This is a genomic window from Streptomyces sp. NPDC045998 (genome assembly GCF_056430285.1).
This window is the reverse complement of the sequence record NZ_JBWKLJ010000006.1, coordinates 439,498-465,147: the sequence shown is the minus strand read 5'-3', so window position 1 is coordinate 465,147 and position 25,650 is coordinate 439,498. Positions and strand designations below refer to the sequence as shown.

At 71.0% G+C, this 25,650-nt stretch carries 23 protein-coding genes and 4 pseudogenes; 14 read left to right on the top strand and 13 right to left on the bottom strand.

The features are described 5' to 3' along the window. Window positions 1-124: 124 nt before the first annotated feature. From AC07FJ_RS20820 to AC07FJ_RS20810, 3 genes are all read right to left on the bottom strand, one after another. Window positions 125-544: a hypothetical protein gene (locus tag AC07FJ_RS20820; protein WP_479050824.1), complete on the bottom strand. Its 420-nt coding sequence runs from the start codon at window positions 542-544 to the stop codon at window positions 125-127. A 161-nt stretch (window positions 545-705) separates the two neighbouring features. Beyond that, a complete protein-coding gene (locus AC07FJ_RS20815) occupies window positions 706-1,626 on the bottom strand; it encodes an ABC transporter substrate-binding protein (RefSeq protein WP_479050823.1) in 921 nt (306 codons plus the stop codon). A gap of 172 nt (window positions 1,627-1,798) precedes the next feature. Further along, entirely contained in the window at window positions 1,799-3,274 is a 1,476-nt protein-coding gene (locus AC07FJ_RS20810) for an FAD-dependent oxidoreductase (protein ID WP_479050822.1), read from the bottom strand. 658 nt (window positions 3,275-3,932) lie between these two features. Here AC07FJ_RS20810 and AC07FJ_RS20805 point away from each other — a divergent pair. Then, the gene (locus AC07FJ_RS20805; protein WP_479050821.1) at window positions 3,933-5,645 is read left to right on the top strand and encodes a thiamine pyrophosphate-dependent enzyme; all 1,713 of its coding nucleotides are present in this window, start codon (window positions 3,933-3,935) and stop codon (window positions 5,643-5,645) included. A 28-nt stretch (window positions 5,646-5,673) separates the two neighbouring features. Further along, a pseudogene (locus tag AC07FJ_RS20800) lies at window positions 5,674-5,830 on the top strand (MBL fold metallo-hydrolase); the annotation flags it as partial. 246 nt (window positions 5,831-6,076) lie between these two features. Here the strand turns inward: AC07FJ_RS20800 and AC07FJ_RS20795 are convergent. The 4 genes and pseudogenes from AC07FJ_RS20795 to AC07FJ_RS20780 all read right to left on the bottom strand — a co-directional run bounded on the left by AC07FJ_RS20795 (window position 6,077) and on the right by AC07FJ_RS20780 (window position 8,391). Further along, window positions 6,077-6,458, bottom strand: a pseudogene (locus tag AC07FJ_RS20795) (PIN domain-containing protein). Continuing rightward, complete coding sequence (locus AC07FJ_RS20790; RefSeq protein WP_479050820.1) at window positions 6,455-6,712, bottom strand: hypothetical protein; 258 nt, start codon at window positions 6,710-6,712, stop codon at window positions 6,455-6,457. The pseudogene AC07FJ_RS20795 and the gene AC07FJ_RS20790 overlap by 4 nt, the downstream one beginning before the upstream one ends. Window positions 6,713-6,953: 241 nt before the next feature. Next, the gene (locus AC07FJ_RS20785) at window positions 6,954-7,634 is read right to left on the bottom strand and encodes an Lsr2 family DNA-binding protein (protein WP_479050819.1); all 681 of its coding nucleotides are present in this window, start codon (window positions 7,632-7,634) and stop codon (window positions 6,954-6,956) included. A 586-nt stretch (window positions 7,635-8,220) separates the two neighbouring features. Further along, window positions 8,221-8,391, bottom strand: a complete 171-nt coding sequence (locus AC07FJ_RS20780) for a hypothetical protein (protein ID WP_479050818.1) — start codon at window positions 8,389-8,391, stop codon at window positions 8,221-8,223. A gap of 370 nt (window positions 8,392-8,761) precedes the next feature. On the opposite strand from AC07FJ_RS20780, the gene AC07FJ_RS20775 reads away from it, so the two are divergent. The 7 genes and pseudogenes from AC07FJ_RS20775 to AC07FJ_RS20745 all read left to right on the top strand — a co-directional run bounded on the left by AC07FJ_RS20775 (window position 8,762) and on the right by AC07FJ_RS20745 (window position 14,043). Further along, entirely contained in the window at window positions 8,762-9,937 is a 1,176-nt protein-coding gene (locus AC07FJ_RS20775; RefSeq protein ID WP_479050817.1) for an FAD-dependent oxidoreductase, read from the top strand. A gap of 437 nt (window positions 9,938-10,374) precedes the next feature. Next, the gene (locus tag AC07FJ_RS20770) at window positions 10,375-10,746 is read left to right on the top strand and encodes a diguanylate cyclase (protein ID WP_479050862.1); all 372 of its coding nucleotides are present in this window, start codon (window positions 10,375-10,377) and stop codon (window positions 10,744-10,746) included. 157 nt (window positions 10,747-10,903) lie between these two features. After that, window positions 10,904-11,346: pseudogene (locus tag AC07FJ_RS20765) on the top strand (hypothetical protein). A gap of 289 nt (window positions 11,347-11,635) precedes the next feature. Then, complete coding sequence (locus tag AC07FJ_RS20760; protein WP_479050816.1) at window positions 11,636-11,839, top strand: hypothetical protein; 204 nt, start codon at window positions 11,636-11,638, stop codon at window positions 11,837-11,839. Next, the gene (locus tag AC07FJ_RS20755; protein ID WP_479050815.1) at window positions 11,839-12,042 is read left to right on the top strand and encodes a hypothetical protein; all 204 of its coding nucleotides are present in this window, start codon (window positions 11,839-11,841) and stop codon (window positions 12,040-12,042) included. Before AC07FJ_RS20760 ends, AC07FJ_RS20755 begins: the two co-directional genes overlap by 1 nt. A gap of 443 nt (window positions 12,043-12,485) precedes the next feature. Then, window positions 12,486-12,863, top strand: coding sequence for a phage holin family protein (locus tag AC07FJ_RS20750; protein WP_479050814.1), 378 nt, complete (start codon window positions 12,486-12,488; stop codon window positions 12,861-12,863). A gap of 325 nt (window positions 12,864-13,188) precedes the next feature. After that, the gene (locus AC07FJ_RS20745) at window positions 13,189-14,043 is read left to right on the top strand and encodes a DMT family transporter (protein ID WP_479050813.1); all 855 of its coding nucleotides are present in this window, start codon (window positions 13,189-13,191) and stop codon (window positions 14,041-14,043) included. Window positions 14,044-14,061: 18 nt separating this feature from the next. Here the strand turns inward: AC07FJ_RS20745 and AC07FJ_RS20740 are convergent, their stop codons facing one another. Next, window positions 14,062-14,571 carry a hypothetical protein gene (locus AC07FJ_RS20740; RefSeq protein WP_479050812.1) on the bottom strand — a complete coding sequence of 170 codons (510 nt, stop codon included), beginning with the start codon at window positions 14,569-14,571 and terminating at the stop codon, window positions 14,062-14,064. A gap of 465 nt (window positions 14,572-15,036) precedes the next feature. Here AC07FJ_RS20740 and AC07FJ_RS20735 point away from each other — a divergent pair, with 465 nt between their 5' ends. After that, window positions 15,037-15,294, top strand: coding sequence for a hypothetical protein (locus AC07FJ_RS20735; protein WP_479050811.1), 258 nt, complete (start codon window positions 15,037-15,039; stop codon window positions 15,292-15,294). Between the two features lie 278 nt (window positions 15,295-15,572). On the opposite strand, the gene AC07FJ_RS20730 is transcribed toward AC07FJ_RS20735, so the two are convergent. Further along, complete coding sequence (locus AC07FJ_RS20730; protein WP_479050810.1) at window positions 15,573-16,295, bottom strand: SMI1/KNR4 family protein; 723 nt, start codon at window positions 16,293-16,295, stop codon at window positions 15,573-15,575. A 458-nt stretch (window positions 16,296-16,753) separates the two neighbouring features. Here AC07FJ_RS20730 and AC07FJ_RS20725 point away from each other — a divergent pair, with 458 nt between their 5' ends. Together AC07FJ_RS20725 and AC07FJ_RS20720 are read left to right on the top strand one after the other, a co-directional pair. Beyond that, complete coding sequence (locus AC07FJ_RS20725; protein WP_479050861.1) at window positions 16,754-17,380, top strand: hypothetical protein; 627 nt, start codon at window positions 16,754-16,756, stop codon at window positions 17,378-17,380. Further along, entirely contained in the window at window positions 17,377-18,030 is a 654-nt protein-coding gene (locus tag AC07FJ_RS20720) for a hypothetical protein (RefSeq protein ID WP_479050809.1), read from the top strand. The genes AC07FJ_RS20725 and AC07FJ_RS20720 overlap by 4 nt, the downstream gene beginning before the upstream one ends. 1,262 nt (window positions 18,031-19,292) lie before the next feature. Here the strand turns inward: AC07FJ_RS20720 and AC07FJ_RS20715 are convergent. Continuing rightward, window positions 19,293-19,820, bottom strand: coding sequence for an EF-hand domain-containing protein (locus tag AC07FJ_RS20715; RefSeq protein ID WP_479050808.1), 528 nt, complete (start codon window positions 19,818-19,820; stop codon window positions 19,293-19,295). A 388-nt stretch (window positions 19,821-20,208) separates the two neighbouring features. Between AC07FJ_RS20715 and AC07FJ_RS20710 the strand changes: the two genes are divergently transcribed. Next, entirely contained in the window at window positions 20,209-20,595 is a 387-nt protein-coding gene (locus tag AC07FJ_RS20710; RefSeq protein ID WP_479050807.1) for a hypothetical protein, read from the top strand. Window positions 20,596-21,217: 622 nt separating this feature from the next. On the opposite strand, the gene AC07FJ_RS20705 is transcribed toward AC07FJ_RS20710, so the two are convergent. Next, window positions 21,218-21,640, bottom strand: coding sequence for a DUF3592 domain-containing protein (locus AC07FJ_RS20705; protein ID WP_479050806.1), 423 nt, complete (start codon window positions 21,638-21,640; stop codon window positions 21,218-21,220). A 365-nt stretch (window positions 21,641-22,005) separates the two neighbouring features. After that, window positions 22,006-23,217 carry a cytochrome P450 gene (locus AC07FJ_RS20700; RefSeq protein WP_479050805.1) on the bottom strand — a complete coding sequence of 404 codons (1,212 nt, stop codon included), beginning with the start codon at window positions 23,215-23,217 and terminating at the stop codon, window positions 22,006-22,008. A 1,143-nt stretch (window positions 23,218-24,360) separates the two neighbouring features. Here AC07FJ_RS20700 and AC07FJ_RS20695 point away from each other — a divergent pair. Beyond that, a pseudogene (locus AC07FJ_RS20695) lies at window positions 24,361-24,675 on the top strand (MMPL family transporter); the annotation flags it as partial. A 128-nt stretch (window positions 24,676-24,803) separates the two neighbouring features. Here AC07FJ_RS20695 and AC07FJ_RS20690 read toward each other — a convergent pair. Further along, window positions 24,804-25,295 carry a hypothetical protein gene (locus AC07FJ_RS20690; RefSeq protein WP_479050804.1) on the bottom strand — a complete coding sequence of 164 codons (492 nt, stop codon included), beginning with the start codon at window positions 25,293-25,295 and terminating at the stop codon, window positions 24,804-24,806. Window positions 25,296-25,650 lie beyond the last annotated feature (355 nt).

The following is a 25,650-nucleotide window of genomic DNA, read 5'->3' as shown; positions in this document are numbered from 1 at the left end:
CGGCCGAACGAAGCCACCAGCGAAACGCGTCCACGACAATGGCCGGACCGGCGAGGTGGGCGTGAACGTCGCGCCCTTCGCACCGCATGCTCCCCCCAGACGTCCGACGTCACCCATACCGAACTCACCTCTCCTGCCGCCGGGGACGCAGCAGGAGTACACCCGCGACCAGTCCGGCGGTGGACCCGATGTGCGAGTACAGCGCGTGGCGGCTCGGAGCCCATCGGCCGGTGACGGGTCCAGCGCACCACATGGCGGCGCTGTAACCGGCGACCACGGCTGCCATGGCAAGCCAGCCGGTCCGGCCCCTGCCCGGCCCCGCCAGCACGCCCGTGACCACGCTGGCCAACGCCCCCGTGGTGACCAGTGCCTCCCGCGCCATGTGGTAGTGGACATGGCCTGCGCCCCGGCGGTCGTGCGGCACTCGGTAGATCTCCTCCCCGATGTGCTGAGCGGTGTGCCGCACCGAGGCGGTCGCGGCCGCCACTCCCGCCAAAGCGAGCACCGACCCGAACCGCTCCCGCGCCGTACTCACCACTGCCACGCCCTCTCCAGCCTCACGGTCCCTCCCGCCGAGTACCGTCGATCGAACCTTCACACGTGCAACAGCCGGTTGCTCCCCACCACGCCGCACCATCGGCAGGGTCGGGCCCGCACGCAGTACGACTGCACCATCACGGCCACGTACGTCCACCGTTGCGCCGGTCAGCGTGGTGCGGGCCGCTCGCCGCGTGCCGCGGCCAGCCAGCGGTCGTCGACAGCGGTGGCAAGGGCCTGCGGTCCGCAGTGGGCGGCGTCGAGCCGCCCTGCCCGCACGAGCAGTTGGGCCGTGCCCCGCAGTGCCGCCGTGGTCAGGTGCAGTCGGGGGTCGATCAGGTCGCGCCGTACCAGGCCGGTGATCGCGGTTCTGGCGTAGTGACGTGTGATGCCCAGGCGCTGGGCGGTCAACTGCTCGTAGTGGGCGGGCGCGCTGTGGAAGCGGCGCGCTCCCTCGCTCAAAGCGCGCAGAAAACCCACCGCGCCTGCGCGGCAGGCGGCAGAGGTGGTGTCCGCACAGACGGAGAGGAACGCCGCGTGCGGGACGTAACGGTCCACCTGGGCCAGGCATGTCAGTCCCGCGTCGATCGCCATCGTGTCGAAAGGAAGGGGCTGCAGGGCCGCGGTGAGCGTTCCGTCCTGCAGCAGCCGCCGGCGCTCGGTGTGGTTGCCGACCACCAGGAACCGGTAGTCATGGGTGTGCCGCAGACCATGCGCCCCCAGCACCGCGTCGACGAGGTGGCGGGTGCCCTCGGTCAGTGACGAGGTTCCCAGGACGCCTCCTCGCAGATCGGACACCGTCCGGTAGCCCGGCTGGGCAACTAGCGACAGCGGTGGATGGTTGGTCACGCCCGCCAGAATCCGCAGCGGCCCTCCCGTCGCCCTGTCCATCAGGACACCCTCCGGTGTGGTGAGGGCGAAGTCGACCTCACCCGCCCGCAGCGCGTCGGTGACCCCGTCCGTGGAGCCGATCACATGGTGCTCGACGTTCAAGCCCTGCGCGGCCAGCAGGCCCTCGCTCTCCGCGATCCACAGCGGCAGGCAGACCACGACCTCCGCGACCAGGCCGATCCTCAGCCGATCGGGCATGGTCCCCGCCGCTGCGGGCGGCCACTGAGCCACCGCGGGTCTGCCCCTGTCTGCGGCATGGTCCTCCGCGTTCGGTACCAAGGAGGCCTCACCTTCTCTTGTGTCGACCGGGTGCGTTGCGTACGGCCGTGGAGTGACGGGTCAGGCCGTCGCCCCGGGGCCACGGATTCCGTCAGTCGGCGCGGTGGACCTTCGCCAGGTAGCGCTCCAGGTGCGCCGGGTCCCGGGTCGCCAGGCCGATGTGGCCGTCGGGACGGATCAGGAACAGTCCTGCGCCCAGTGCCTGGGCCAGGGCGCCACCCGTCACGCGCAGCGTGCGGACGGCCTGCGGCATCGGGGGTGGTGGGTCGTTCACCGCGAGAAGCGTGAAGTGCGGGCCTTTGATCAGCTCAAAAAGGTGTCGGAGAGTGCCGTGGGCCGTGGTGCCTTCCATGAAGGCACCCACGAGATCGGGGGCGCGATCACCGGCCTGGACGGCTGTGGCCGTGAGTCGTTCGCGCGCCTCGGTGCTCAGCGGGCTGTCGCGGTAGTGGACCAGCAGCAGGGTGAGGCGGGCGCCGTGGCGTGTCCGTGCGCTGTTTCCCTGCGGGCCCCGGCCGAGCCGGTAGAGCAGGGAGCTGAGCTCCAGGACGCCGGCCGCCGCGGGGCGGCGTTCGGCGTCGTAGCTGTCCAGCAGGGCTTCCGGGGCGTGGTGGCGCAGGACCTGGCCCAGCTTCCAGCCCAGGTTGTAGGCGTCTTGGACACCGATGTTCAGGCCCTGTCCGCCGCCGGGCGAGTGGATGTGCGCGGCGTCGCCCGCGAGGAAGACCCGGCCGTTACGGAAACATTCGGCCAGCGCCGTACGGGGGCGGTAGTAGGAGCTCCACGGCACGTCGGTGACGGCGTCGGCGGACAGATGGGTGCGGGCGGCGACCAGTGCCCGGACCCTTCGCGGGGTGAGGTCGCTGTCCTCGTCCAGGGGGCGGGCGTTGAGCCGGAAATGGTCGGTGCCGGGCAGCGGGCACAGCAGCAGGCCACCGCCCGGGCCGTCGGGCCAGATGTGCCAGTGATCGCGGTCCAGACCGCGCACGCGGACATCCGCCACGATGGCCGCGTGCAGATCGTCGCCGCTGTCCTTCATCGTCACGCCCAGCTCTTCGCGCACCGTGCTGTGCCCTCCGTCGGCGCCGACCAGGAAGGGCACGGTCAGGGTGCGACGGCTGCCGTCCGCGTGCGTCAGTTCGGCCCTCACATGCCGGTCGGTCTGGCGCAGGGACGTCAACCGGGTACCGTACTCGACCGCTGTGCCCAACGCCTCCAGCCGATGCCGCAGGATCTCCTGCGTGCGCCACTGAGGCACCAGCCAGGGGTCGGGATACCGCGAGGCCGGCGCCTGCGGATCGCGCTCCACCAGTCGCCATTCGCCGTCCCGCCGACCGTCCCGCCAGGTCTGCATGGGTGGGAAGGGACTGCCGACATCCCGCAGGGCATCCATCACGCCGAGATCGTCGAAGATCTCCTGCGTGCGCGGCTGGAGGCTCTTGCCGCGCGAACCGCCCCACGACTGCCGGTCGGCGGCCTCCACGACATGGGTGCGTACGCCGCGCCGGGTCAGGTCAACGGCGAGAGTGAGCCCTGTCGGGCCGGCACCGACGATGAGAACGTCCACGGCGCCAGGCCCCGCATCTCCTCGAGCAGGCTCGACGGGCATCACTCACCACTTCCTGTCATCGCTCCCGGCCCAGGAGGAGCAAGGTCGAGCGGCTCCTGCGGCACGGGCGTCCCGGCGGGATATACCCGCGGTCGAGACGGGTGCGTCGCCCGGCCCTGCGCATTCGCCCGCATGGTCGGCGATCGGCAGCCTCCTTTCACACGCCCCTGACGGCGGGCAGCCCTCCGGGGGTGCCCAACACGGCCCGGGACAGCTGGCCGCGGGGGTGCGGTGCGGGGCGTCCGGCTCGATGAGGACGGCGACCCGTTGCGGTTCGGCTCGGTGCCTGCGACTGGCGCTCCCTTCGACCCGGGGGCGGTGACAGCCCCGCACCATTTTCCGCGGCCCGCGGGCGCTACCCGTGACTCGGTGACAGCAGGCCACCCGACGCTGGCCGGGCCCACGACCCGAGGCATGCGCATCACGGCGGATCGAAGACCAGGCGCCCGAGCCTCGGGTGTGGCTTGCCCGTGCAAGGCGTGACAGGCCTTACCAAGTCCTTTCGGGTGGACGTATCGAGCGGTGTGGGCGCCGGGGAGGGCTGCCCGTGCCGGGAAGGTCTAGCGTGCCGTCGACGGCAGCACGGGGACAGCGCCACGTCGGGAAGGCTGAACGCATGCGGAACGCAGAGCCTGCGGGCGAGGAAGTCCGTGACGGGGGCGAGGCGGTGGTCAGTGCTTTCCAGGCCATGGGGGCCGACTGTCTGTTCTCCTCTCCGGGCTCGGAGTGGGCACCGGTATGGGAGGCACTGGCACGCCGACGCCGCGACGGAAGCGACCACCCCCGTTACCTCAACCTGGCTCATGAGTCGGTGGCGGTCTCCATGGCGGTCGGCTACGCGCTGATCACCCGGCGCCCGCAAGGCGTACTGCTGCACGCCGGTGCCGGGCTGCTGCAAGGTGCGTTCGCCCTGCACGGCGCCTTGCAGTTGGGGGTGCCGCTGGTGGCGGCGTCCGCGCAGTCCACGACCTACGGGGACGGACCCGGCCCGGGTCCCGGCTACCAGTGGTACTCCAACCCCTCCCTGAGCTGCTCCCCGGACGGCATGGCACGCCCGTTCGTCAAGTGGGCCGGTCAGGCCGCGAGCCTCCCCACCGTGTACCCGAGCCTCACCCGCGCCGCTGAGATCGCCACGCGGGCGCCCGCGGGGCCCGTCTATGTGAACCTTTCGCAGGAGGCGCTGCAGGAACCCTGGCCGGGCCATGACTGCCCACCGGTGCCGGCGAGGGGCCGCACGGTCAGCGCGATGGCGGACCAGCGGGCGCTCATCGACCTGCTCGCCGGCGCCGCACGTCCCGTGGTGGTCGCGGAGCGCCTGGGTCTGGAAGACGGCGGCATGGAGGCTCTGGTCGCCTTCTGCGAGGCGTTCGCCGTCCCCGTGATCGAGTCCCAGGCCCTGTGTGTGAACTTCCCGGCGACGCACCCCCTGCACGCGGGGTCCGACCTGTCCTCCTACGTGGCCGAATCCGACCTGGTGCTGCTCGCGGGCTGCCAGACCCCCTTCTTCCCGCCCGCCCGCCGACCCACCCGGGGGCGGATCGTGGCGCTGGGCGAAGCACCACAGCGTCCGCATCTGATCCACCAAGTGCTGCATGCCGACCTGTATCTGGAGGGAGGGGCGGTACAAACCCTGCACGCGCTCGCACAGCACGGTGATGCCGTCCCGGCACAGGTGAGGAGCAGCCGACAGCAGGCACAGGCAGCCGAGCGGCACGCCAGGCAGGCGGCGGACACCCGCACGGAGTCAGAGGCAGCCGCGGGCACCGCCATCTCCCCGGTGCTGGTCGCCGCGCTGATGAGGGACCTCCTCGCCGGCACGGACAGCGTGATCGTCGACGAGACCACTCGCTACAGCCCGACGCTCCGCCGCCATCTGCGTCCTTCTTCCCCGGACTCCTACTTCCGGGCGCGGGGCGGTCTGGGCCAAGGCATCCCGGTGTCACTCGGTATCAAGCTCGCCGCCCCCGAGCGGCCGGTGGTGCTGCTCGTGGGGGACGGAGGGTTCTTCTACAACCCGGTCATCCCCGGTCTGCAGGCAGCCCGGGCCAACGGCCTGCCACTGCTGATCGTGGTCTTGAACAACCACCGGTACCAGGCCATGCAAGCGGCCCACACCAGGCTCTACCCACAAGGTGCCGCTGCTGCGACCGGCGACTTCCTCGGAGCCGAACTGGACAACTTCCCCTCGCCGGCCGGCTTCGCCCCGCTCTTCGGCATGCACGGCGAACGCGTCACCCGACCCGACGAACTCGCCACGGCGTTGGAACGCGCGGTCAAGGCCCTACACCAAGGCACCGGTGCCATCGTGGACATCTCCATGTCCCAGTGACCATGAGCCTTCTCAGCGTCGCTGCTCCGCAGCGCGGTACGGCGCCGAGGTGATGGCCCACGCGCTGGACGCGCCGGTCGTGCGGGGGCGAGGCGCCGGTACCGGATCCGATCCTGCTGGACCGGGAGGTGCCGCTGCACGAGCACGGGCTGACCGTCCCGCCGGCGCCGCCCACGCGGGCGGACGACACGGACCAGGGGCTCGTCCAGTTCTCCGTCGTGGAGCCGGCCGGCGACGCGTATGGAGGTGCACAGAAGAGCCCTCAGCAGCTGAACCTGTGGTGCCGCCGAAGTTCACCGTGCCGCCGGAGAACATCGCGCCTTTGAAGTACACCCCTGCCGCCGGAGAACGTCGCGCTAGGAGCCAATCGGACAGCCGCTCGGCTGCCTCCCTGGAGCCCGGGTCGCCTTGTCGTACGAGCCGCTGCCGGCTCAGGGGGTCAGGTCAAGTACGCGTACCGGCTCCCCCGCCCACCGGTCGGGAGCGGTGGTGGCGATGATCGCTCCGTCGGGCCGGTCCGCGGTCGGCTGCGCGGCGTACTGGCTGTGGGCCGCAGCCCAGGTCTCCTGCTCCGCGAGGGCAAGGGGCGGCGGGCAGGTCCAGCTCGAGCACGGTGATATCGGGCAGGGAGGCCAGGTGCTCGGCCGGGCCGGGCCGGGCGCGGTCGGCTTCGACCAGCGCGCGCGCCGGGGCGTACAGGAACCAGTCCGCTTCGGCGTGGGCGCGGTGGATCAGGGGGGAGGCGAGGACGTTGCCCTGGCCGGCCGCGGTCATCGCGGTGTCGTCCAGGACGATGTGCACGGCATCGCTCACCGGCCGGCCGCCTGCGCCAGGCGCCGGTCCAGCTCGCTGTCCAGCTCCTGCTCCTCGGCAGCGGTCGGTGCGTAGCCGGTCCACTCTTTGAGTGCAGCCCGTGCCTTCTCGGCCCGCTCGGCCCGCTCGGCCGGGGTCAGCAGCGTCTCGGCCAGACGCGCGAGGTAAGCGCGCAGGGACAGCCCCTCCGCCGCGGCTATGGCGGCCAGCCGGTCCTTTGCTTCCTCCGGAATGCGGACGTTGGCGTCGGACATCATCATGCTCCTGAACCCCACGGGTACGGGTACGGGTACGTACCCGTACAAGCCCGGGCCACCGTATCGACGGTCGGCGGCCTCTTGGGGAGCAGAGCTCAGGCGGCAGTGCTCAGGTCCGCCGCGGTCACCGTCACGGTGGGGCGAGCCGTGGCCTTGAGGCGCATCCGCTCCTTGACGGTACGGGGGCCAGCTGCCCCTGCCTGCCTTGGCGCGGTCAGGCAGGGAGGCCAATCTGATGTCAACCGTTGCCGCGCTGCTCCCAAGCCCGGACGATCTCGGGAGGAATACGTCCGCGGTCCGGGAGTTCGTACCCGTTGGCACGTGCCCATGCCCTGATCGCTTTAGGGCTCGTTGCGGCATCTTCTGTGCTGACCCGCACACTGGGGCCGCGTTCTGGTGGGGCTGGAGAGAACACGGGCCCTGCAGCGGGAATCGTGCGAGGAAACATGGGGACTTGCACGGACCCCTGCAGGACGGCCAGGATGAATTCGCTAATCTTCCCGTCGAATGTGAACCAGCCGCCGCGCATGGCGTGATTGACCGTAATCTTCCAGGAGTCCGGATCTTCGACGGGATCCGTGATCCAGAAAATGTAGTCGCCGTTTCCTGTGACACCTGCGGCCAGAAGATTTTCGACATTGCAGGGAAGTGGCTCGGCATACGGGTCGGCCTGCCAGATCTGCTTGATCTGTTCGCGCAGGCGTCTCGGCGTGGGACCGGTCAGGCTGTATTCCTCATGCCCCCCGAGCTTGTAGAGGGTGATGAAGTTGTTGAAATCACCGCGCCCGTAGAGATCAGCGACCTGCTTGTAGTCGTCGGGCAGGCACAGCCCGACAGACTGCTCCACTTCGTCCCAATCGTTAAGACTGGGCTCCGAGGGTGGCGGGCACAGCTGAGCCAGAGCGGTGATCGCAGCCATATATTCTCCAGGATGTTAGGGACGCGGCTCGTCATGGACAGGGTTTTCAATCCAGTCCTCGATACCAAACAGGAGCTTTTTGTTCTCGTCGGCGTGCAGGCTTCGACCTGGATGCTCCGCGGAGGTGAGTCTGGGTCATCGTTGGCGTAGTGAAGGAAGACATTGCAGGTGACTACTTCTCCCTTCTCCTTCGCAGCGTTGTAGATCTGTCTTTCGAAATTGTTCATCTCCGGACTGTTCATGGGATTCTGCGTGATCGTGAACAGGTTCTCCGGGCCGGCCCCGTACGACGGCAGACGAGGACGACACCGATGGCTGAGGCCGAGCGCGGTCATCCGTCTCCGGGGCATCCTCAGTCGGACATCGTGAGCGGTCTACGCGCTCAGGCGGCGGTACTCAGGTCCGCCGCGGCTACCGTCACCTCGGCGCCGGACGCGGCATTGAGCCACATCCTCTCCTTGACCACGTCCGCGCCCTGGAAGCCCTCCCCGTACGAGTGGGTCGTGACCGTCTCGGACAGCTCGAGGCACTCCTCGCGCAGCCGGGCGACGGCGGCCTTCTGCTCATCGGTCCTTCCAGGGCTCGACTACCGGCCTCCGGAGACCTCGCCGGCATGAGGGTGCTCGGTACCGGGCCAGCCCTCCATGGGCTCCACCGACCACGGCAGGGACCGCAACAGCGCCGAAAGCTCCGCGGTTACCTGGTGCAGGCGGCTCTGCGCGGCGAGCAGGTCGCCAGGGAAGGAGGTCTCAGCCATAGCCGGAATGATACGTGCGTTCGAATCTGGTTCGCCTTCCGGCACGCCGGTGTCCGCCAGGTCCTGAGGAGCGCGCCCGTCCTCTGTAACGAGCGTGGGTTCGTCGACCGGCTGCACCGGCAGCCACGCAGCAGACACCCGCTCCTCCCTCGCCGCCGACATGGCCACGGTGGCCGTGGCGGCCAGCCTTCTCCGCTCGGGCCCGACGCAGGGCGGCGGCCTCGGTCATCGCGGCTTGGCACCACCCGGCGCCCCGCGCGCCCGGTACCTGGCCCACCGCACCACCCCCAACCGCCCGATGTCACACATCGCACCACCCACCCGTCATCCCTGAGGAACGGCCACACACCCACCCTCCGGGAGAGACACCATGCCCACACCCATCACCATCGTCGGCGGCGGCTTCGCCGGGCTCACCGCCGCCATCACCGCCGCCGAAGCCGGCGCCCGGGTCACTCTGTACGAGGCGCACCGCACCCTCGGTGGACGGGCCCGCACCGCCGAGGGCCCGTACCGCACGAACGAAGGCCCCCACGCCCTCTACCACCGCGGCCCGCACTGGTCCTGGCTGGCGCAGCGAAGCCTGCTCGGGCCCATGGCCGCCGTGCCGCCGCGCGAAAGCGTCCGGTTCCGCTTCCACCTGGACGGCGAGCTGCGCCGTACGCCGCCCCTCGGCATGCTCCGCCTGGCGCGCCGCAGGCCCGAACAGGCCCCGGTCGACGCGGACTTCGCCACCTGGTCGCAGCGCCTGACCGACGGCCCCGCCGGCCGCGCCGCCGCGCACTTCGCGGCCGTTGCGCTGTTCCACCACGACCCCGGCTCGCTCTCCGCCCGCTTCGTGCAGGAGCGGCTGCGCCGGGCCACCGCGCTGCCGCCCGAGGCGCACTACCCGCAAGGCGGCTGGGGCGGGGTCATCGACCGCATGGCCGCCCGTGCCCGGGACCTCGGCGTACGCGTCGAGACCTCCGCCCGCGTGGACGCGCTGCCCGACCGTGACGGCCCGGTCCTCGTCGCCACGTCCCTGGACGCCGCCCGCCGCCTCCTCGGGGACCCGGCGCTCACCTGGCCCAGCGGGCGCACCGTCCTGCTCGACCTAGCCCTCCGGTCGCACCGCGGCGACCCGTTTGTGGTCTCCGACCTGGACGCACCCGGCTGGCTGGAACGGTTCACCGCCCAGGACCCCTCCCTCGCACCGGCCGGGCAGACCCTCCTCCAGGGCCAGTTCCCGATCGCCCCGCAGCAGTCCAAGGCGGACGGTGTCGCCCACGCGGAACGGCTGCTCGACAAGGGCTTCCCCGGCTGGCGCGAGCGCACCCTCTGGCGCCGCGAGGCCGTCGCCAACGGCCGTACGGGAGCGGTCGACCTCCCGGGCACCACGTGGCGCGACCGCCCGGCGATCAACCGGGGCGACGGGGTCCTCCTCGCCGGCGACCAGATCTCGGCGCCCGGAGTGCTGACCGAGGTGTCGTTCACCAGCGCGATCAGTGCGGCGTCCCTCGCCCTGCGGGCCGCCCGCGTCACCCCGTCCCCTACGCCCGCGCCTTGACCTCGAGCGGAAAGGCTGAAGGCTCTCCCCGTACCGCTCGAAACCGCGCGGAGCCGCGACACCGCGACACCGCGACGCCGCCGCACCGACAGCGAGCTGGGCGACGAGGCCTCCCCCGCACGGGGGCAGTCCGCACGGGCCGCAGCAGGCCAGCCCGAGCGCTTCGCAGTCCCCCCGCGCGCGGGGGTGGTGCTTGAAAGGCCTTTCCGTGAAATGGATGCTTCCGCTCAAGCCGTGGTCCGCAGCGCAGGCGACGGCCCAACCAGCGGTGTTCCGGTCTCCCGCGCCGCTCTCTCGGCACGGGCCCGGTGAAGGGGGCGGCGGCCTTGGTCGCTGCGGTGTGGCGGCGGGGTTGGGTGTGGGCCTGCTCGATCGGGGCCGGCGCGTCGTGCGGGACGACGTCGGGCTAGGGGAATGCGCGGCGGCTCAGTCCCCGCATTGCGGCGGTCCGCCGCGACCCGCTCACCGGCCTGCTGCGCCGCGACGCCTACACCGCCCGCGCCCGGCAGGTCCTGCGCCGTTACGGTGACGACACCTCCGTGGTCCTGGTCGACGCCGACAGGTTCAAGCAGATCAACGACGCGCTCGGGCACCCGGTCGGCGACGCTGTCCTCGCGACGTTCGCGCGCGGCTCACCGCCTGGGCGGGTCCGCGCGCGGCCGTCGGCAGGCTCGGGGACGACGAGTTCGCCGTCGTCTTGGAGCTGCCCGTCGTCCGCCGTGAGCAGCGCCTCACGCCGCTGGTCCGGATGCTGCACACACTGGTCGCCCTGGACGACGACCAGGTGGTGGACGTCGCCGCCTACGTAGGTGCCGACCGGTTCTGCAGCGGGCCGCCGACGCCGCCCTGTGCGAGGGCAAGCACTCCGGCCGTGCCACCCTCGCCCGGACCACGCACACCGAGGTGCCGTCCATCAACTGCCGCCGGGCCGGCCGCCCGGGGACGGCAGTCTGGGGGGCGAGCGGCATGAGCACCATGAAGCTCCCCGGCGGCGACTGGATCCGCGGCATCAGCGTCCAGCAGCCGCACGCCGCCTGCATCCTCACCGGCGACAAGGGCGTCGAGAACCGCCCGAGGCTGTGGTCCTGGCGGGAGTGGATGCTCCTGCACGCGGGCCAGCGGATCGACCGGCCCGCACTGCGCCTCCCGCTGGTCGCCCGCACGATCCGCGGCCGGGAGCTGACCACCGGCGCAGTGGTCGGCGTGGTCCGCCTGGTCGACTGCCACCAGGACCCCGAGGTTCCGAGCCCTGCACGCCGTGGGCGCAGGCCGGCGCCTGGCGCCTGGTGCTTGCCGACGTCCTGGAGCTGCCGCTGCCCGTCCCCGCGGCGGGGCAGCTCGGGCCCTGGAAGCCGACACCGGAGCTGATGGAGAAGGTGTTCCAGCAGTTCCCCGGCTTCCGGCCGTGACCGCCCGGCGCCGCCATCTGCGCGCGGTGCCCACGCCTCCGGAGCAGGCCTAGGCGCCGGTCCAGCTCCTGAACTGGCGCCACGGCGCGCACTTCGGCCTGCCCGCCCCGTGTGTGCTGTGCGGCACCACCACACCGCTGAAGTCCCACGCCAAAGAGCCAGCCCACAAGGTCTGCGCTGAGCTCTGGAATTCGCGGCACCCCGGCGAGACCCGGTTCGTCTCCGACCCGCCCAAGGGCGGCGGGACGACCGACCACGCCTGAACCCCTCGCCTCCAGACGGAGGCCCCATGAGCAACACCACCCGCGACGCCGACCACGCCCGCGCCTACCCTGAGCCGCCGGCCTCCCCGCTCTGGCACCGGCACGGAGCGAAGGCCCGCCCGCTCACGCCCGCCCGACAGCGGCGCAACCGCGAGCTGCTGGACATCGCCCAGCGCACCACCCGACCCCGCTCCCCTCGCCCCACCGAGACCCTGGCGGAGGCCAGCTGATGGACACCAAGCACCTCGCCGTCGACGGTTACGTCGACGCACTCCCCACCCCCGGCCCGAGCGGCACCACCACCTTCGAGCTGATCGTCCGACCCGCCGACGCGGACAGCACCGCCCCAGACGCCCCCGGACACCGTCCCGGTCTGCTCGACCGACAACCCCCGCATCACCGAGCTGCTCCTGACCCGAATCCAGCTCGGTGACCTGCTGCGCGTCACCGGCACCCTCACCCAGCCCGCCGACCCCGTCACGCCCGGCCGGCTCACCGTCGACGCGCTGGAGGTCCTGACCTCGGCACCGGTCGTGGTGCCTCGCGAGCTGGTCTTCGACCGGTACGGCCCGTACGTCGTCATCTTCAACGCCGACGGCGCCGCCGTGCCGTCTTTCTCGCGTCCGGTGAGTGGGTTGGCGAGGCGACGAGCGCCGACCTCATCGGCCCGCTGATCGACGCCTTCGAGAACGGTGGCGCCCGATGACGCCCGCCGTTCCCGCACAGGGACCAACTGCAGTGCTCAGGCCCACGTCTCTGCACCGGCTAGTGCTGTGACCGCGAACCTTCGCCGGGTTGCTCCCCGGTCCGGTCGGGCGCCGCCGCGGCGGGCGCGAACGGCGGTGTGCCCGCGCCCGCACCGGGTACCAGCGCGTCATGAGGCAGACGGCCGAGGACGTTCACACCATGGTCCGGGAGGACACCACGGTCCGCGAGGACATCGACACCGCGCGGGACGAGGCGGCACTCGGCCTGTCGGAGGCGCGCCACGGCGTCGTGGCGCTGGCGGCCGGCGGGGCGTGCGGGCTGCTGGCCCTACTGTCGGCCCACTCGACGCTGGTGCGCGGACTGGAACGGGTCTGGGCGCCCGAGAAGGTCACGGGCGCGCTCACCGTCCTCTACGCGTCGGGCGCCTCCGTCCTGGTCCACTACGGGTCCAAGCGCATGCGCGTGGCCCGCGCCGCCTCCCGTGAGGCACTGCACTCCTCGGTGGACGTGGTCCGCCAGGTGGTCGACGAGCTCAAGGACGCCTGACCACCGGACCCCGCTCCACGGGTCCTTCACGGGTCCCGGCCGCCGGACCCCGCCGTGGGCCCATGGCCTGGGACCGGCCTCGGTCGGGCGCTGCTCCGCCGGGCTCATCGCCGAGAGCCGGCCTAGGTCGGGCGCCGCCCTGCCGGGCCCCCTCGCCGGACCCGCCCGCCCGCCGGAGCCGCGCCGCCGGGACCTTCAAGGGGCAGACCGCGCCCCGCCGGGCGCCCCCGCCCGCCCGTTCGGCGGGCCGTGACGATGGCCCCCGACCGGCCGGACACGGCCGTGTCGTCGCCGTCCGCACCGTTTGCGCGGCGAGGATCGGCGGATGGGCGTCCTCCTCCCCACCCTCTTCGCGCTGTGCGCGGCGACCGCCAACGCGGTCGCCACCGTCCTGCAGCGCCGTGCCACGCTGACCGTCCCCCAGACGCAAGGCTTCCGCCCGGGCATGCTGATCGACCTGCTCCGCAAGCCCCTCTGGCTGGCCGGCATCCTGGCCGTGATCGTCGCCGGCGTGGGCCAGGCCGCCGCCCTGGCGACCGGCCCACTCGCCCTCGTACAACCGCTGTTCATCCTGGAGCTGCCGCTCGCGCTGCTGTTCGGGTCCCTGGCGGACCGTCAGCGGCTGCCGCCGCGCCTGTGGGCGGCCGTGGCCGCCGTGGTCACCGGGCTCATCGTCGCCATGCTCGCCGCCTCGCCCGAGGGCAACCGCACCCACGTCCCCCTGGACCGGTGGGTGATCACCCTGGCGGTGTGCGCCGCTGTCGTCCTCCTGCTGACGGCCACCGCGCTGCGCAGACCCCCGGGCATGGCCCGCGCCGGATGCCTCGGTGCGGCCACCGCGGTCTGCTACGCGCTGACGGCCTCCCTGATGAAGACGTCCATGCACATCCTCGACGACGAGGGCGTCACCGCCTTCTTCACCACCTGGCACACCTACGCCTTCGCCGTGTGCGGGATCTGCGCACTGCTGCTGCTGGAACACGCTCTTCAGGGCGGGCCGCTGGTGGCGTCGCAGCCGGCCCTCACCCTCGGCGACGCGACCGTCAGCCTGGCGCTGGGCGTGCTGCTCTACGAGGAGCACCTGCGCGGCCACTGGTGGCTGGTGCCGGAGGTGCTCGGTGTCGGCCTCGTGGTGATCGGCGTGTTCGCCCTGGCACGGGCCGAGAGCGCCCGCGAGTGACGGGGCCGGCCGGGCCGATCAGCCGTCCTCGTCCAGCGCCGCCAGCAGGGCCCGGGCCTCGGTGTGCGCCCGCTCCACGTCGACGTCGTCGCAAATGACCTCCAGGCCGAGGGCCGTCATGTGCGGGGTTCCGGGGAAGTCGACGTACGACTGGTAGGCGAAGTAGGCGCGCATCCCGTCGTCGGGATCGCGCCCGACGCTCAGCGTCGCGAAGCGCTCCTCCTCGGCCGGCCCCGAAACCAGCGTGCGCGTGCTGCTCTCGCTCAGGTGGAGCTCGCGCTCGTAGCGGACGGGTGCCGTCGGCAGATCCAGCACCGCGCGGGCGAACTCCCGCGCGTGCGCCGCGTCGTCGAAGGCCAGCATTTCACTGAAGACGGGCAGCCCGGCGAGGAGCAGCCAGCGCCGGTGCCCGTCCCCCTCCGGCGGCTCGTACGCGACCGACAGCACCGCCGACCCCTGCTCCGCCGGCCGGTGCGGCCACCCGGTCGTGTGCGGCCACGTGTACGTGAAGACCTGCTCGAACCACATGCCCCGCCCTCCCCCCGAAGCGGCCCGTACGAGCCATTCGTCGTGAAGCCTAGGCGGTCGCACCGACAATCGTCTCGGAACGGTGCCCCGACGGAGTGAAGCGGTCCCTCCCGACGCGTCAGGCCCGCCGCGCGGGGTACGCGCGGAGCGTGACACGACAACACCACCAAACGAACGACGACATGAATCGAAGGCACTGATGAATCACCTCGTGACCGCTTCCCAAGACGCTTCGGCCGCACCCGCCTGGCTGCACGTGACGGTGATGGCCGTGGCCGTGCTGATCCTCTTCCACAGCCTCGCCCGGCGCAGCAACTGAGCGGCGCACAGCGCTGACCCGCACGACAACGGACCGGCGCGGCAACGGCCAGCGCCGCGACCGACCGGCACCGCGACCGACCGGCTTGCGACCGACCGGCTTGCGACCCGCCGGCGCCGCGACCGGCGCCCGCCGTCCTACGGGGCGTGCGGAGCCAGCCGGCCGCCCTCCTCCTGGCGCAGCGCCTCACGGGCCGCGCCCAGCGCCACCGCCCGGTCGTGCGGCACCACACCGATCCGGGTACGCCGGTCCAGCAGGTCGCCCTCGTCGAGGGCGCCCTCGTGGCGTACCGCTCAGACGAGTTCCGCCACCGTGACCGGGTGGCCCGGCACCACGGGGCGCGCCATCCCGGATCCCGCAGGTCCAGGGCGTGCACGGCAGGCGCCTCGGTGCCGCCCCGGTGACCCGAGCCTCCGGCCGCAAGCCGAGTCGTGGTCGCCAGGTCCGTCAGAAACCAACGGCTGGCCTCTGCGGGGTACATGTGGGGCCTTCGCCGCCGAACGGCACACCGCCGCCCTGCGGAACCTGTTCAACAAGCTCCTCGGCTGCTTACCGCTGCCGCTATCACTGCCTGCAAGCGCGGACCCTCTACGACCCCGCAGTCGCGTTCGCACACTCCGTCGCGCTCGCTACGTGATCGTCTGACCGATCTCACAATGCCCACGTCGGCAGCGGCGCGGCTTCAGCCGACCCAGGGACCCGGGAGTTCTTCACGGACGGCCTCAAGATCGGAAATCGTGCGCCCACGCGCATGGATCCAGGACTGGCCCTGAAGGCCGTCCCGGCGGACCAGCCGACCGGGAGCCGCGTACCAGCGGACCGGTGAGTCGTCCTCGCTCGCCCACATCGGATGGTCGGGAAGGCCAACCCGGGTATAGCGGGCGTGGAGATCCGGCACCAGCGCGTCGGGCAGCTCGCAGGCGTCATAGAGGTTGCCCGCCGCGAACAGCGACTCGCTCAGCACCAGCTCGACCCATGCCAGGGACATCCGGTCGAGAAAGGGCACCCAGCCCTGATGTGATTCAACCACCACAGGTGGATCGTCCTGCTCGACCCGGGTCAGAGGGATTCCCCACGAGGCGCAGCCCTGGTTCTCGCAGCGGAAGACCAGCACGCCGCCCAGGGCGTCATCGACATAGAGGCCAGGTGGCCTGACCAGAGGGTCCTGCTGCCGGGTCAGGTCGTCCCGACGGCCGAAGAGCGTATACCCCTCATGCAAAGCGGCCGGCAGCTCGAATCCCAGATCGGCCTCCACAACTGCCAACTCGTCAGCGCTGAAGCCATCTTCTGGATCCACCGGACGGCCCATCCAGGCGTCGGCGAACCAGCGCACGAACTCCCACGCATCGGAGCGAGTACGCACTCCGCCTTGCAGAGCCACCGCTACATCAGGCCCGTCCAGCATGCCGAGGACGCTACCCCCTTCCTCAACCGCGTGGCCAGCTGCAGGAGGCCAGGCGTCAATCGCCGGTGACTCAACTCGACCCGCCAACGACATGAGATGTCTGAGCACCACCGCCCCTGGCCGGAGAGCGGCTGGGGGCGAAGGCGCCACGGGGCGTCCGCGGCATCGGCAAGAGGCCGGCCGCCCCGCACCCCGAATCCGAGATGAGGAGCACACCCAGCATGTCCGATCGCCTCCGCGCCATCGAGGGACTGGCCCTGGTCGCCACCCTGACCGCCGTCTTCGCCGGAGTCCACGCACTGGCCCGAGGGCGTCGTACGCCGCCAGCATGCCGAAGCCATTGCCGTCTGCCCAGAGCGCACCGCGAAGCTGCCCAGGTAGCGGGCCCACTGCGAGCCCGATGCCGCAGCTGAAAGCCCGTGGCGGTGTAGCAGTGGGTCCGGCATCATCCCCATGTGATGGTGATGCAACCCGTTCTGGCAATCTCCGCTGCCGACGACTTCGCGCTCTGGCCGATTGGCGAGCACGAGTCATATGGCTACCTGGTGCTGAACGGGAAGCTCACTCCGGCAGAGGTCGGCACGGCAGTTATGCGGATCGCCAACTGCAACGCCTTCGAGCCGGAGGAGGAGCACGGGCCGTGCCCGAGCGACCCGCTCGGCACATTCCTGCACGGGCTGCTCACCATGCCGGATCTGTTCGCCACCGGAGGGTTCCGGGTAAGCGACGACACCACCGGCACAGTCTTCGTCGAGCCGGGCTGTTGCAACGGCCTAGAGACCTGGCGGGACTGGCTGGAGGTGCTCGACGGCACCGGCTGCTCCTACTTCGGCCACGATCCATCCTCGGTAGCCGAACGCGTTGGCGACATCGTCCGGCTGACGCTCGACGCCCGCGGGACGGACGGCAGCCCGGTGATCGAGCTGTCGGTAAACCACATACGCAAGCTCGTCACGGGCGCCCAGCAGGATTTGCAGGACTTCCTCAGGCTTGCCGGAACCTGGGCCGAACAACACCTGCCAGCACAGGCTGCCGCCGTCACGACCGCCCTGGCACGGGCACTGGACCTGGCACCCACACGATGACCAGCTTCCTGACCCACCGAGCGCACGTGCACGACACCCGCCTCCCTCTCCGCCGTCGGCACAGCGCGCTGAGGGCCTGCATCACCCTCTTCGCGCCGTACGGCCTCCGGGCGACGTACCACCATCTCACGCTCAGCGCCGCGATCCCCCGGCGGCTGGAGGCGGACCCGGACGCGCTGGTACGGGCGGTGGAGGAACTGCATGAGGCGCGAGTGCTGTGGCTCGCGCGAGCGGAGGAGTATGCCGCGCAACGCCGGGCGGAAAAGCGGGCGGGGCGGCGGGCTGTACCCAACCCGCGACCGTGGTGGCTGCGGACCAAGTGGGACGGTCGGGACCGCGTCTGGCACCAAGACCCGTTTCGCCACCCGTCGCTGAGACTGTTCGACTACGTCCGGCGACAAAACGCGATCCTGGACGGTGCCGAGCTGCCCGGCTGCCCAGCTTGCGCGGATGAAGGACCGCGGGTGCTGACCTCGACCGGGCACGGCTGGACTGAGCTGTGCCGTCGGTGCGCATGGGTGCTGGCTCCGTGTCCGTGCGGGAAGCAGCACCGGTTCGTGCCGGAGACCCCAATCAGCTGGAACGGGATCTGGCAGCGGGTCCACATGAGCGATGACGGCACGCCGAACCCACATTGGCCTGAGGGCTAACGAGGGTGTCGACGGCGCTGTCGATCAACGCGCGCACAGCCTGGGCGGGACCTCCTTGACGGCGGTGACAGGGTCATTGGAGAGGACCTTTGGCATGCCGAGCATGCAACCGGTCACCGCCTTGCGCCCCCGGGGGGCCACTCGACAGCAGGCAGACCGGGCGCGACGTCCAGCCGGTCCCGGAGCGCCTGGGGAACTCGGCCGCTTCCCCACGGGTCGCGGTCGTCGCAGTCCGCCGGATCCAGGCTGCTGGTCGCCTGCTGGACAGCATCGGCCAGGCCACCCATCCCGTTACCGTCCGGGCAAGCCAGCGCCGCGGCCGCGCCCGCCCGAGCTTGCCCGCGACCTGGCCGACTCCGATGTCATCGTGCAGTAGCACCCCCGGGCGGTGCGACTACACCGACGCGTCCGGTAGGCCGGTCAACCCGGTGATCTGAGCCATGACGGCGGAGTAGCCATCACCAGATAGCAGTCGGCGCGGGCTCCTCCTCGGAGCCCGCGCCGTTTCGCAGGAGCGCCGAACGGCGGGTGCGCTACGGCGGGCGGGAAGCGGCCCGTCTCCCCCGCGGCCGGGCGCAGCGGCGGCGTCCGCCAGCCCGAACAGCGGCGGAGCAACGCCCATAGAACGCGCGGCGGCCCGTTTGGACGACGGCGGCGGTGGTCCGGTCGGGCAACGGGCGGTGGCGGTGACCCGGCTGTGCGGCGGCGCCGACCGGCCAGAACACGCGGCCGCGCGGTACGGCTGACGCACGGCAGCGGGACGGGCGGAGACCGCACGGCGGGCGCGGCGTGGCCCCCGGTACGCGCGGCGTCGGGCGCGGGTGTCGGGGGCCGGCTCCCCCGGGCGGCGGCGTCCGCGGCTCGGCCGTACGGCGACCTCGACCAGCGGCCGTACGACGGGCAGTGAAGCGGTCGGCCGCAACCCGGCACGGGGCAGAGCGGCAACCGTGCGGCGGGCAGCGGAGCGCAGCGGACCCGGCGCGCTCGAAGTAGCCGTACGACGGGCGGGTATGGGCCCGGGCCGCCGGCCAAGCCGGGTGGACAACAGTGGTCATCGAACCGGACAGAAAGAGCAGGGGCGCCAGGCTCACCGCGGACAAGAAACAGGTGCTGGCAACTTCTTACCGGAGCGGGCGGCCGTGGCGGTCAACCAGTGCGCCGTTGCGGAAGATGCCGCCCAGTTGGTCCACCACGGCTGTCAGCGAAGACGCTGTTGCAGCCGGGCGCGGTGTCCTGGCTGCTGTCGGCACCGCTTACGCCGATCATCGCGCCGGGATGTCGGAAAGCGGTCGGCTGTACAGCGCCGTGCCCATGGGAGAGCCTTCACCTGTGACGTGAGCGCGGATGGACGCGATGTAGTCGTCGCGGCGGATGCGGCCGTCGCCGTCGGTGTCCAGGGCGGTGAACGCTGCTTCGGCGTTGATGGCCGGGTTGTTCAGTGCTGTGCGCAGGGCTGTGAACTCGCGAAGGTCGAGGGCGCCGTCATGGTCGGTGTCGGCGAGGTCGTACAGGGCGCCGAGGACGGGAGCGCACACGGTGTCGAACGCCTCGGCGCCGGCCCACGCAGCGTACTCGTCGAAGGTCATCCTTCCGTCGCTGTCGGCGTCCATCGACGCCCACGCGCGCTCTCCGAGGGTGCGGGCGGTGACGACGAGTCGGTCGTCGTCCTTGAGTCCCATGGCCAGTGCCACGTTCCTGGTGCGCGCCATGTACTCCTCCTTGGAGACGACTCCGTCCCCGTCCGCGTCGAGCATGGCGAAGACGAGCTTGTGCGCGGCTGTCTGGTCCATCGAGGTGCCTTCCTCACGGTGCGCGAGTGTGAGCGTTTCAATCCGAGTGGGCTGTCCTACCCCTCGGCGGTGCTGATCAAGGCGCCCGTTCGGGGGGCGTGGGGTCTTTCCCCGCACGTGCCGCGCGTAGTGCGCCGGTGGTGTGACTCGTGAGCCGGGGGCGGCCGAAGCGGCTTGGGGGTAGTCACAACCCTGGTGACAAGCCTTGCGGAAGAACGCATTCTTTGGAGGGCCGATGTTCGGCAGCCACAGCGCAGCAGTCGTGATGAGTTCCCTGGCCCTGGTGGCCTCGTCGGTGGTCTGGGCTCCAGCTGGTCAGGCTCATGAGCCGGTACAGCGGGAGAACGTTGTGTGCACAGGCTCCAGTAGCAGCACATACGACCCGCCCTTGACCTTGCTGCCGCGCCCGACACACGTCCAGACACACGCCAGGTACACGTGCGCGGTTGCTCCCGGCCGCACGGTGCCGGCCACCGGCCACCTGGAAGGCGAGTCGCCGGCGGCGTCCTGCATCACGGTGGGCAGCCCGCGCCTTGAGGAAGTCGTCCACTACGGTGACGGAAAGCGGTCGTCGATCGCGTACGACAGCAGCACCACTCTTCGTGTCGCCGGTGTCCTCGTGGTCAGGCTCTCGGGCCGGGTAGTCGAGGGCCGCGGCGAAGGGCTGGCAGCGCATCGGACCGTTGCGGCGCTCCCTGCGCAACTGCCCACCTCATGCCTGTTGTCCGGGCTTCGGGGCAGCAACGGTGAGGCCCAGCTGGAGATCAGGCCCTGAGCCGGACCAGAAGCGCGCATTCCCACCGAACCGATCAGTCGCACCCGCGCCCCGCCGAGCTGCTCACCGCCATGGCGGACCATGCCGCGGGCCGGAGGGTACCTGGCCCGCGGCTGCATGGCGCACAGCGGGGCGGCGGGTGGCCTGAACGTGTCGCCGTATGCGGCGGCGCAACCCCGGTACGCTGCACGGCACTTCCCAGGAGGTAGGAGGTGGAGACCTCGGTACGGAGCGGCGACCGTACGCAGGGCGCGAGACGACAGCGAGGCGGCGAACGGGCCAGGCGCGTGCGAAGTGGCCGCGCACAGCGATGGCGGACGGCCAGTGGGCGGCAGCAATGAAGCGCAACGGCCCGGCATCGGCAGGGCAGGCAGCGCGGCGCCGCACGGCGAACCCGGACCATCCTCACCCCTCCGCCGGGCCGGGTCTCCTCTTCGTCAGCGGTAGCGGCTGAGGGGCTTGGCCGCGTACGTACCGTCGGGCAGCGTGGCGTCGGCCACCTCGAACCTCTTGCAGCGCCCGGTGAAAGGGCATGACCGACGTCCGTTCCCGCCGGCCGGGTGCTGACAAGCCGGATCGGAAAGCGGGCCCCGCCTCCGGGGCGTGCGCCGGCCGAGGGCGGTCACAGAGTGATCAGCAGGAGGAATCCCGCCAGCGTGCCTGCTGTGAGCACCGCCCCTGCCACGGTGAATACCGTGTCGACCGTCGTTGACTCCCAGCCCTGGATCGCGAAGCGGCGGGGGTCTTCCTCGTCGTAGCGGACCGTCACAGAGCTGCCTACGCCCAGGCCACGGGGGGCGCTGCCGCGGCCGAGCCTGGAAGAGTGCTCGCACTCGCGGCCGTCGCGGGTCGTCCAAGCGACGACCGGATGGTGGTAAGTGGCTCCGTCGCCGTCTCGCCGGGTGTCGTAACGGACGACTCGCGCTTCTGCGGTGACACCGGTGCGACGAAGCGCACTGGCCAGGCGGAGGCCGTACACGCCGAAGCAGAGGAAGGCCACACCGGTCGCCAGGGGTATGAGCAGGAGGAGCCATTCGCGTTCCATATGGTGTCCGACGCGTAAGTGCCGGCATCGGTTGCCGGGCGGGAGGCTGCCTTCCCCGGTGACCCCGTAAACCCATGCATTCCGAGGGTTTTTGGAGCGTTCCCAGGCAGCGGAGCGGCAGGCGGGGAGCTGACCTTCCCCAAGCCGTCGCGCAGCGTCGCGGGACAGAGATCTCTCCATGCCGGAATGAACGGGAGGTCGTAGGCAGCGGACCTGGGCACACACGATGGCGGCAGTTGGGCGGGACGACGCCCGCACTCACACGAAACCTGTTGCTCCAGCACACGGCGGCCCAGACGCGGACCGCTGATCGGCTGCCGGGAACGATAAGGCCGCACGCACACCGGCCGGTGCGCGGAGTGTCGTCACCATGCCACCGGCAGGCGGAGAGGAAAGCGGCGGATGGTGTCTGTGTCCCACCCCACCTCCTCGGCGTCGATGGCCAGGCGCAGGCCCGGAAACCGGCTGAGCAGTCCTGTGACCGCGCTTTCCAGCTGGGCCCGGGCCACAGGTGCGGCCGGGCAGTAGTGGCCGCCCCAGCCGAACGTCATGTGCGGGCGTGCCGGCCGGTCGATGTCGAGGTCGTGCGGGGTGGGGAAGACAGCCGGGTCACGGTTGGCGGCCAGGTAGGAGACGTGCACGTAGTCGCCCGCGCGGATGACGGTCCCTTCGACCTCCACGTCCTCCAGTGCGATGCGCGGGATGCCCACGCCCTTGCGGAAGGGGATGAACCGCAGCAACTCCTCCAGGGCACCGGGGCGCCGGGAAGGGTCGCGGACCAGAGCGACCCGCAATTCGGGCCGGCTCAGCAGCAGGTAGGCGAGATTGCTGATCTGGCAGGTGGTGGTGTCGTTGCCGCTGAGGATGAGGGTGACGGCCAGCACCGCCAAGTCGTCGTCGCTCAGCGGCTGCTCACCCTGGGGCACCGGGGCGGCGGCCATCGCGCTGAGCAGGTCTCCGCCCGGCGAGCGACGTCGGGACGGGATCAGGTCAGCGAAGTAGGCGCGCAGGCGGGCCTTGGCACCGGCGGCGGCCTGCCGGGCGCCGGGTGCGGTGGCCAGCAGCCGCATCGTGCACGCGCGCAGCTCTTCCCGGTCGGCCTCGGGGACGGCGAGCAGCTCGCAGATCGTCAGATGGGGCAGCGGGGCGGAGAGACGAGTCACCAGATCCGCCGGCGGCCCCGCTTGGGCCATCGCGCCCAGCAGCCCGGCCACGACCCGGTCCGCCACCAGCCGCATGCCCTCCACCCGTTCCCGGGTGAACGCCTGAGCCACCACGCGCCGCAGCCGGGTGCTGCGCGGTGGGTCCGTCACATTGACCGACTCCGGCGACACAATGGGCTCCGGCGTCATTCTCGGATAGTCGCGACCGACGATGGCGGCCCTGCTGAACCGCGGGTCGCAGGTCACCTGACGCACCCCGGCAAAGCTGGTCACCAGCCAGGCCCTGGCCTCGCCGTACGGCAGCCGGATACGGCTGACCGGTCCACGTACCATCAACGCAGCCAACGCAGGGTCGAAGTGCAGTGCCTGGCTGAAGTCAAAGGGACAGGACACTGTTTGGCCGGGGGTCGGCATCGGGCGACTCCGTAGGTGCGGGTGGACGGCAGCTGGATTACGCCTCCGTCCTTCGCATACCTATCCATCCCTCCCCGTCCACAAATCCCCCCGATCGAGCTGACATACGGACGGCACACGGGCCCCCACACCCTGCCTGTTCCCGGGCGCCGAACCTGTCCCGGGCGAGGCCCGCGGCGCCTGCAGATCAAGCCTCAGCGCGGGACAGCGTCCGCGCTCAGACGGCTACCGGGCTCACCTACGCCGCCACCTGGTCACAGCCACAGCCACAGCCACAGCCACAGCCGAAAATAATCAACCTGGACCAGGCGGCTTTCCGCTCGCTCGGTCACGCTGGTCGCAATGCACGGCATACCCGAGCCGCCTGCCTTCGTTCACCTCTAGGAGCAGCGTTTGGCGATGGGCTGCACAGAAGGGTCTGAACCTCAGATCCGTACCGCTGGATGTGTCCCACGAACTCCGACGGTGATCAGGCGATGGTGGCGTCTCGCGCATGGACCCGTGTTGGGTCGAGGTGGAGTTCGTACGCGGTGTAGCACTCGCTGATCTCTGTTCCCACTGCAGTGCCGCAACGACACAGTCGATTCAGCCCGCCCTGGCCATGCAGGCCGCAGCAGCCTCCGTGGTCCCCTTCACGGTCGGGCGGCAGGTCCGGCGCGTCGTCAGGATGGAGAACGATCGTATTCCGGGGGCCTCCGGACGTGAGGAACCCGTCTCCGTCGGGATCGGCGACAGCCGGGCCTCCGGGAAATACTGCGACGCATTCGGCCGTGGGAAGGAACGGGGCGCCCCATGGCTCGGGCTCCAGAGCATAGAACCCCTGCTGCATGGTGGCCGGGGCCCGGCGGTACCCGTCGGGTCCGATCCCTCCGTCGAACTCGGGCCTGACCAGCGTCTCGGACAGCTGCACAGGCCTGGTCAGAGGGCGGGCGCAGGCGGCGCAAACAACAGTGATCACACGAAGTTCTAGCCCGCCGGAGCCGCATCAGCAAGAGTCTGCTTCCGGACTACAGCAGCAGGATCATCTTGCGTAGGACGCCGCATCCGGCTCGGCCGTAGGGCTGTCTCTTGATCTTCTTGCCGCGTCACGGCGTCGAGGTCCCGGAGCAGGTGGAGCGCGAAGCCGGTGAGCCCGGGGAGCCCGGGGAGTCGGCCGGCCTGATGGGCATTGAGGAAACCGGACCGGTCATGTCGATGATGCCGATCTACATGGTCGGCAGGGGCTCGGCCGGCCATGGACTACCAGGTGTTGCTCGCCACCCGGATGCGCAAGGGTCGCGTCCACAGCGAGAAACCGAACCAGGCCCTGGTGACTGGTCTCCGGCACGAGCCCGGGTCGTCACGGCCGCGGCCGTGACCATGAGGACCGTCTTCGCCGGCTCCACCCATTCCATGGTCCCGGCTATCCCGGCACTGCTCCGCAAGTCGGGTTGGTGGCTGCCGCAGCCGCTGGACCGGGGACCGGGCCCTGCCCGGCATCGGCCGGGAGCTGGTAAGCACCTGACGTACCGTCTCCGGCACCGCCAGCCGGTGAGGGCCCCGCGGGGTCTGGGCACCTTCACCGGCTGCCGCGCGGGGCGTCGGGATCAGCCGCCCTGGAGCCGCAGCCGGAAAGCGGGGCAGACGTCCGGGTCGTCCTCCGCGTAGAGGTAGGTGCGTCCGTCGCCCTCGGCGATCGACAGGGAATCGAGGGTGTCCCCGTCCAGGAAGCGCTGCGGTGCGGTGAAGGAGAGGGACAGGTGCCCGAACTCGGTGGCCGAGGTGCCGCCCTGCACCACGGTCCAGGTGCCGGACCCGTCGAAGGACTCGCCGAGTTCGTCCCGGTACCAGCCACCGGTCGGCCAGTCGTGCACGGTGACCGTGCCGCTGCCCGGCTCGCTCTGCGACGCCTTCAGGGTGAGCGTCACGCCCTGCGCGTCACCCTCGCCCCGGTAGGTGCCGGCGAGTTCCCCGGAGGTCGCGCTGGCCGCCTGCCTCCCCATACAGCCCTCGACAGCGGTGGACGCCGACGAACAACCCGGCAGGCAGGTCAGCAGAGCCAGCACGGCGGCGGCCGCCGGCAGACGTGCTCGGGACATCAGCTCACTTCTCCTTCACCGGAATGCGCTCGGTCCGGACGATCCTCTGGTCCACGGACGAGAAGACGCCCTCCTCGCGGTTGAACCTGTCCCAGTGTCCCAGGGGCCATGGAGGGCGTCAGTGACGGCGATGAGGTGGGTGCGCTCGTCATGCAGAAGCAGAAGTCGCTCCAAAGACGTGGTACGGCTCCGTAGGCCCGTCCGGCGCAGTTACCAGACCGATGTCTTGCTTGCTCCGGAACGGAGATGCCTTATTCCATCGCGTGACATTTCCTGCTTTCGCCGTTCGTAGGAGAGATGGCGTGCGAGCGGACTCGGTCCGCAGGACCGCGTCCAGACCGTCGACGGCGGTGCT

Bases quoted from the DNA above. Each gene is read 5' to 3' on its own strand.
- AC07FJ_RS20815 (WP_479050823.1), bottom strand. From the start codon at position 1,626: ATGCCCGATCGGCTGAGGATCGGCCTGGTCGCGGAGGTCGTGGTCTGC.
- AC07FJ_RS20805 (WP_479050821.1), top strand. From the start codon at position 3,933: ATGCGGAACGCAGAGCCTGCGGGCGAGGAAGTCCGTGACGGGGGCGAG.
- AC07FJ_RS20790 (WP_479050820.1), bottom strand. From the start codon at position 6,712: ATGTCCGACGCCAACGTCCGCATTCCGGAGGAAGCAAAGGACCGGCTG.
- AC07FJ_RS20785 (WP_479050819.1), bottom strand. From the start codon at position 7,634: ATGGCTGCGATCACCGCTCTGGCTCAGCTGTGCCCGCCACCCTCGGAG.
- AC07FJ_RS20780 (WP_479050818.1), bottom strand. From the start codon at position 8,391: ATGGCTGAGACCTCCTTCCCTGGCGACCTGCTCGCCGCGCAGAGCCGC.
- AC07FJ_RS20775 (WP_479050817.1), top strand. From the start codon at position 8,762: ATGCCCACACCCATCACCATCGTCGGCGGCGGCTTCGCCGGGCTCACC.
- AC07FJ_RS20760 (WP_479050816.1), top strand. From the start codon at position 11,636: ATGAGCAACACCACCCGCGACGCCGACCACGCCCGCGCCTACCCTGAG.
- AC07FJ_RS20755 (WP_479050815.1), top strand. From the start codon at position 11,839: ATGGACACCAAGCACCTCGCCGTCGACGGTTACGTCGACGCACTCCCC.
- AC07FJ_RS20750 (WP_479050814.1), top strand. From the start codon at position 12,486: ATGAGGCAGACGGCCGAGGACGTTCACACCATGGTCCGGGAGGACACC.
- AC07FJ_RS20745 (WP_479050813.1), top strand. From the start codon at position 13,189: ATGGGCGTCCTCCTCCCCACCCTCTTCGCGCTGTGCGCGGCGACCGCC.
- AC07FJ_RS20740 (WP_479050812.1), bottom strand. From the start codon at position 14,571: ATGTGGTTCGAGCAGGTCTTCACGTACACGTGGCCGCACACGACCGGG.
- AC07FJ_RS20730 (WP_479050810.1), bottom strand. From the start codon at position 16,295: ATGCTGGACGGGCCTGATGTAGCGGTGGCTCTGCAAGGCGGAGTGCGT.
- AC07FJ_RS20725 (WP_479050861.1), top strand. From the start codon at position 16,754: ATGGTGATGCAACCCGTTCTGGCAATCTCCGCTGCCGACGACTTCGCG.
- AC07FJ_RS20720 (WP_479050809.1), top strand. From the start codon at position 17,377: ATGACCAGCTTCCTGACCCACCGAGCGCACGTGCACGACACCCGCCTC.
- AC07FJ_RS20715 (WP_479050808.1), bottom strand. From the start codon at position 19,820: ATGGACCAGACAGCCGCGCACAAGCTCGTCTTCGCCATGCTCGACGCG.
- AC07FJ_RS20705 (WP_479050806.1), bottom strand. From the start codon at position 21,640: ATGGAACGCGAATGGCTCCTCCTGCTCATACCCCTGGCGACCGGTGTG.
- AC07FJ_RS20700 (WP_479050805.1), bottom strand. From the start codon at position 23,217: ATGCCGACCCCCGGCCAAACAGTGTCCTGTCCCTTTGACTTCAGCCAG.
- AC07FJ_RS20690 (WP_479050804.1), bottom strand. From the start codon at position 25,295: ATGTCCCGAGCACGTCTGCCGGCGGCCGCCGCCGTGCTGGCTCTGCTG.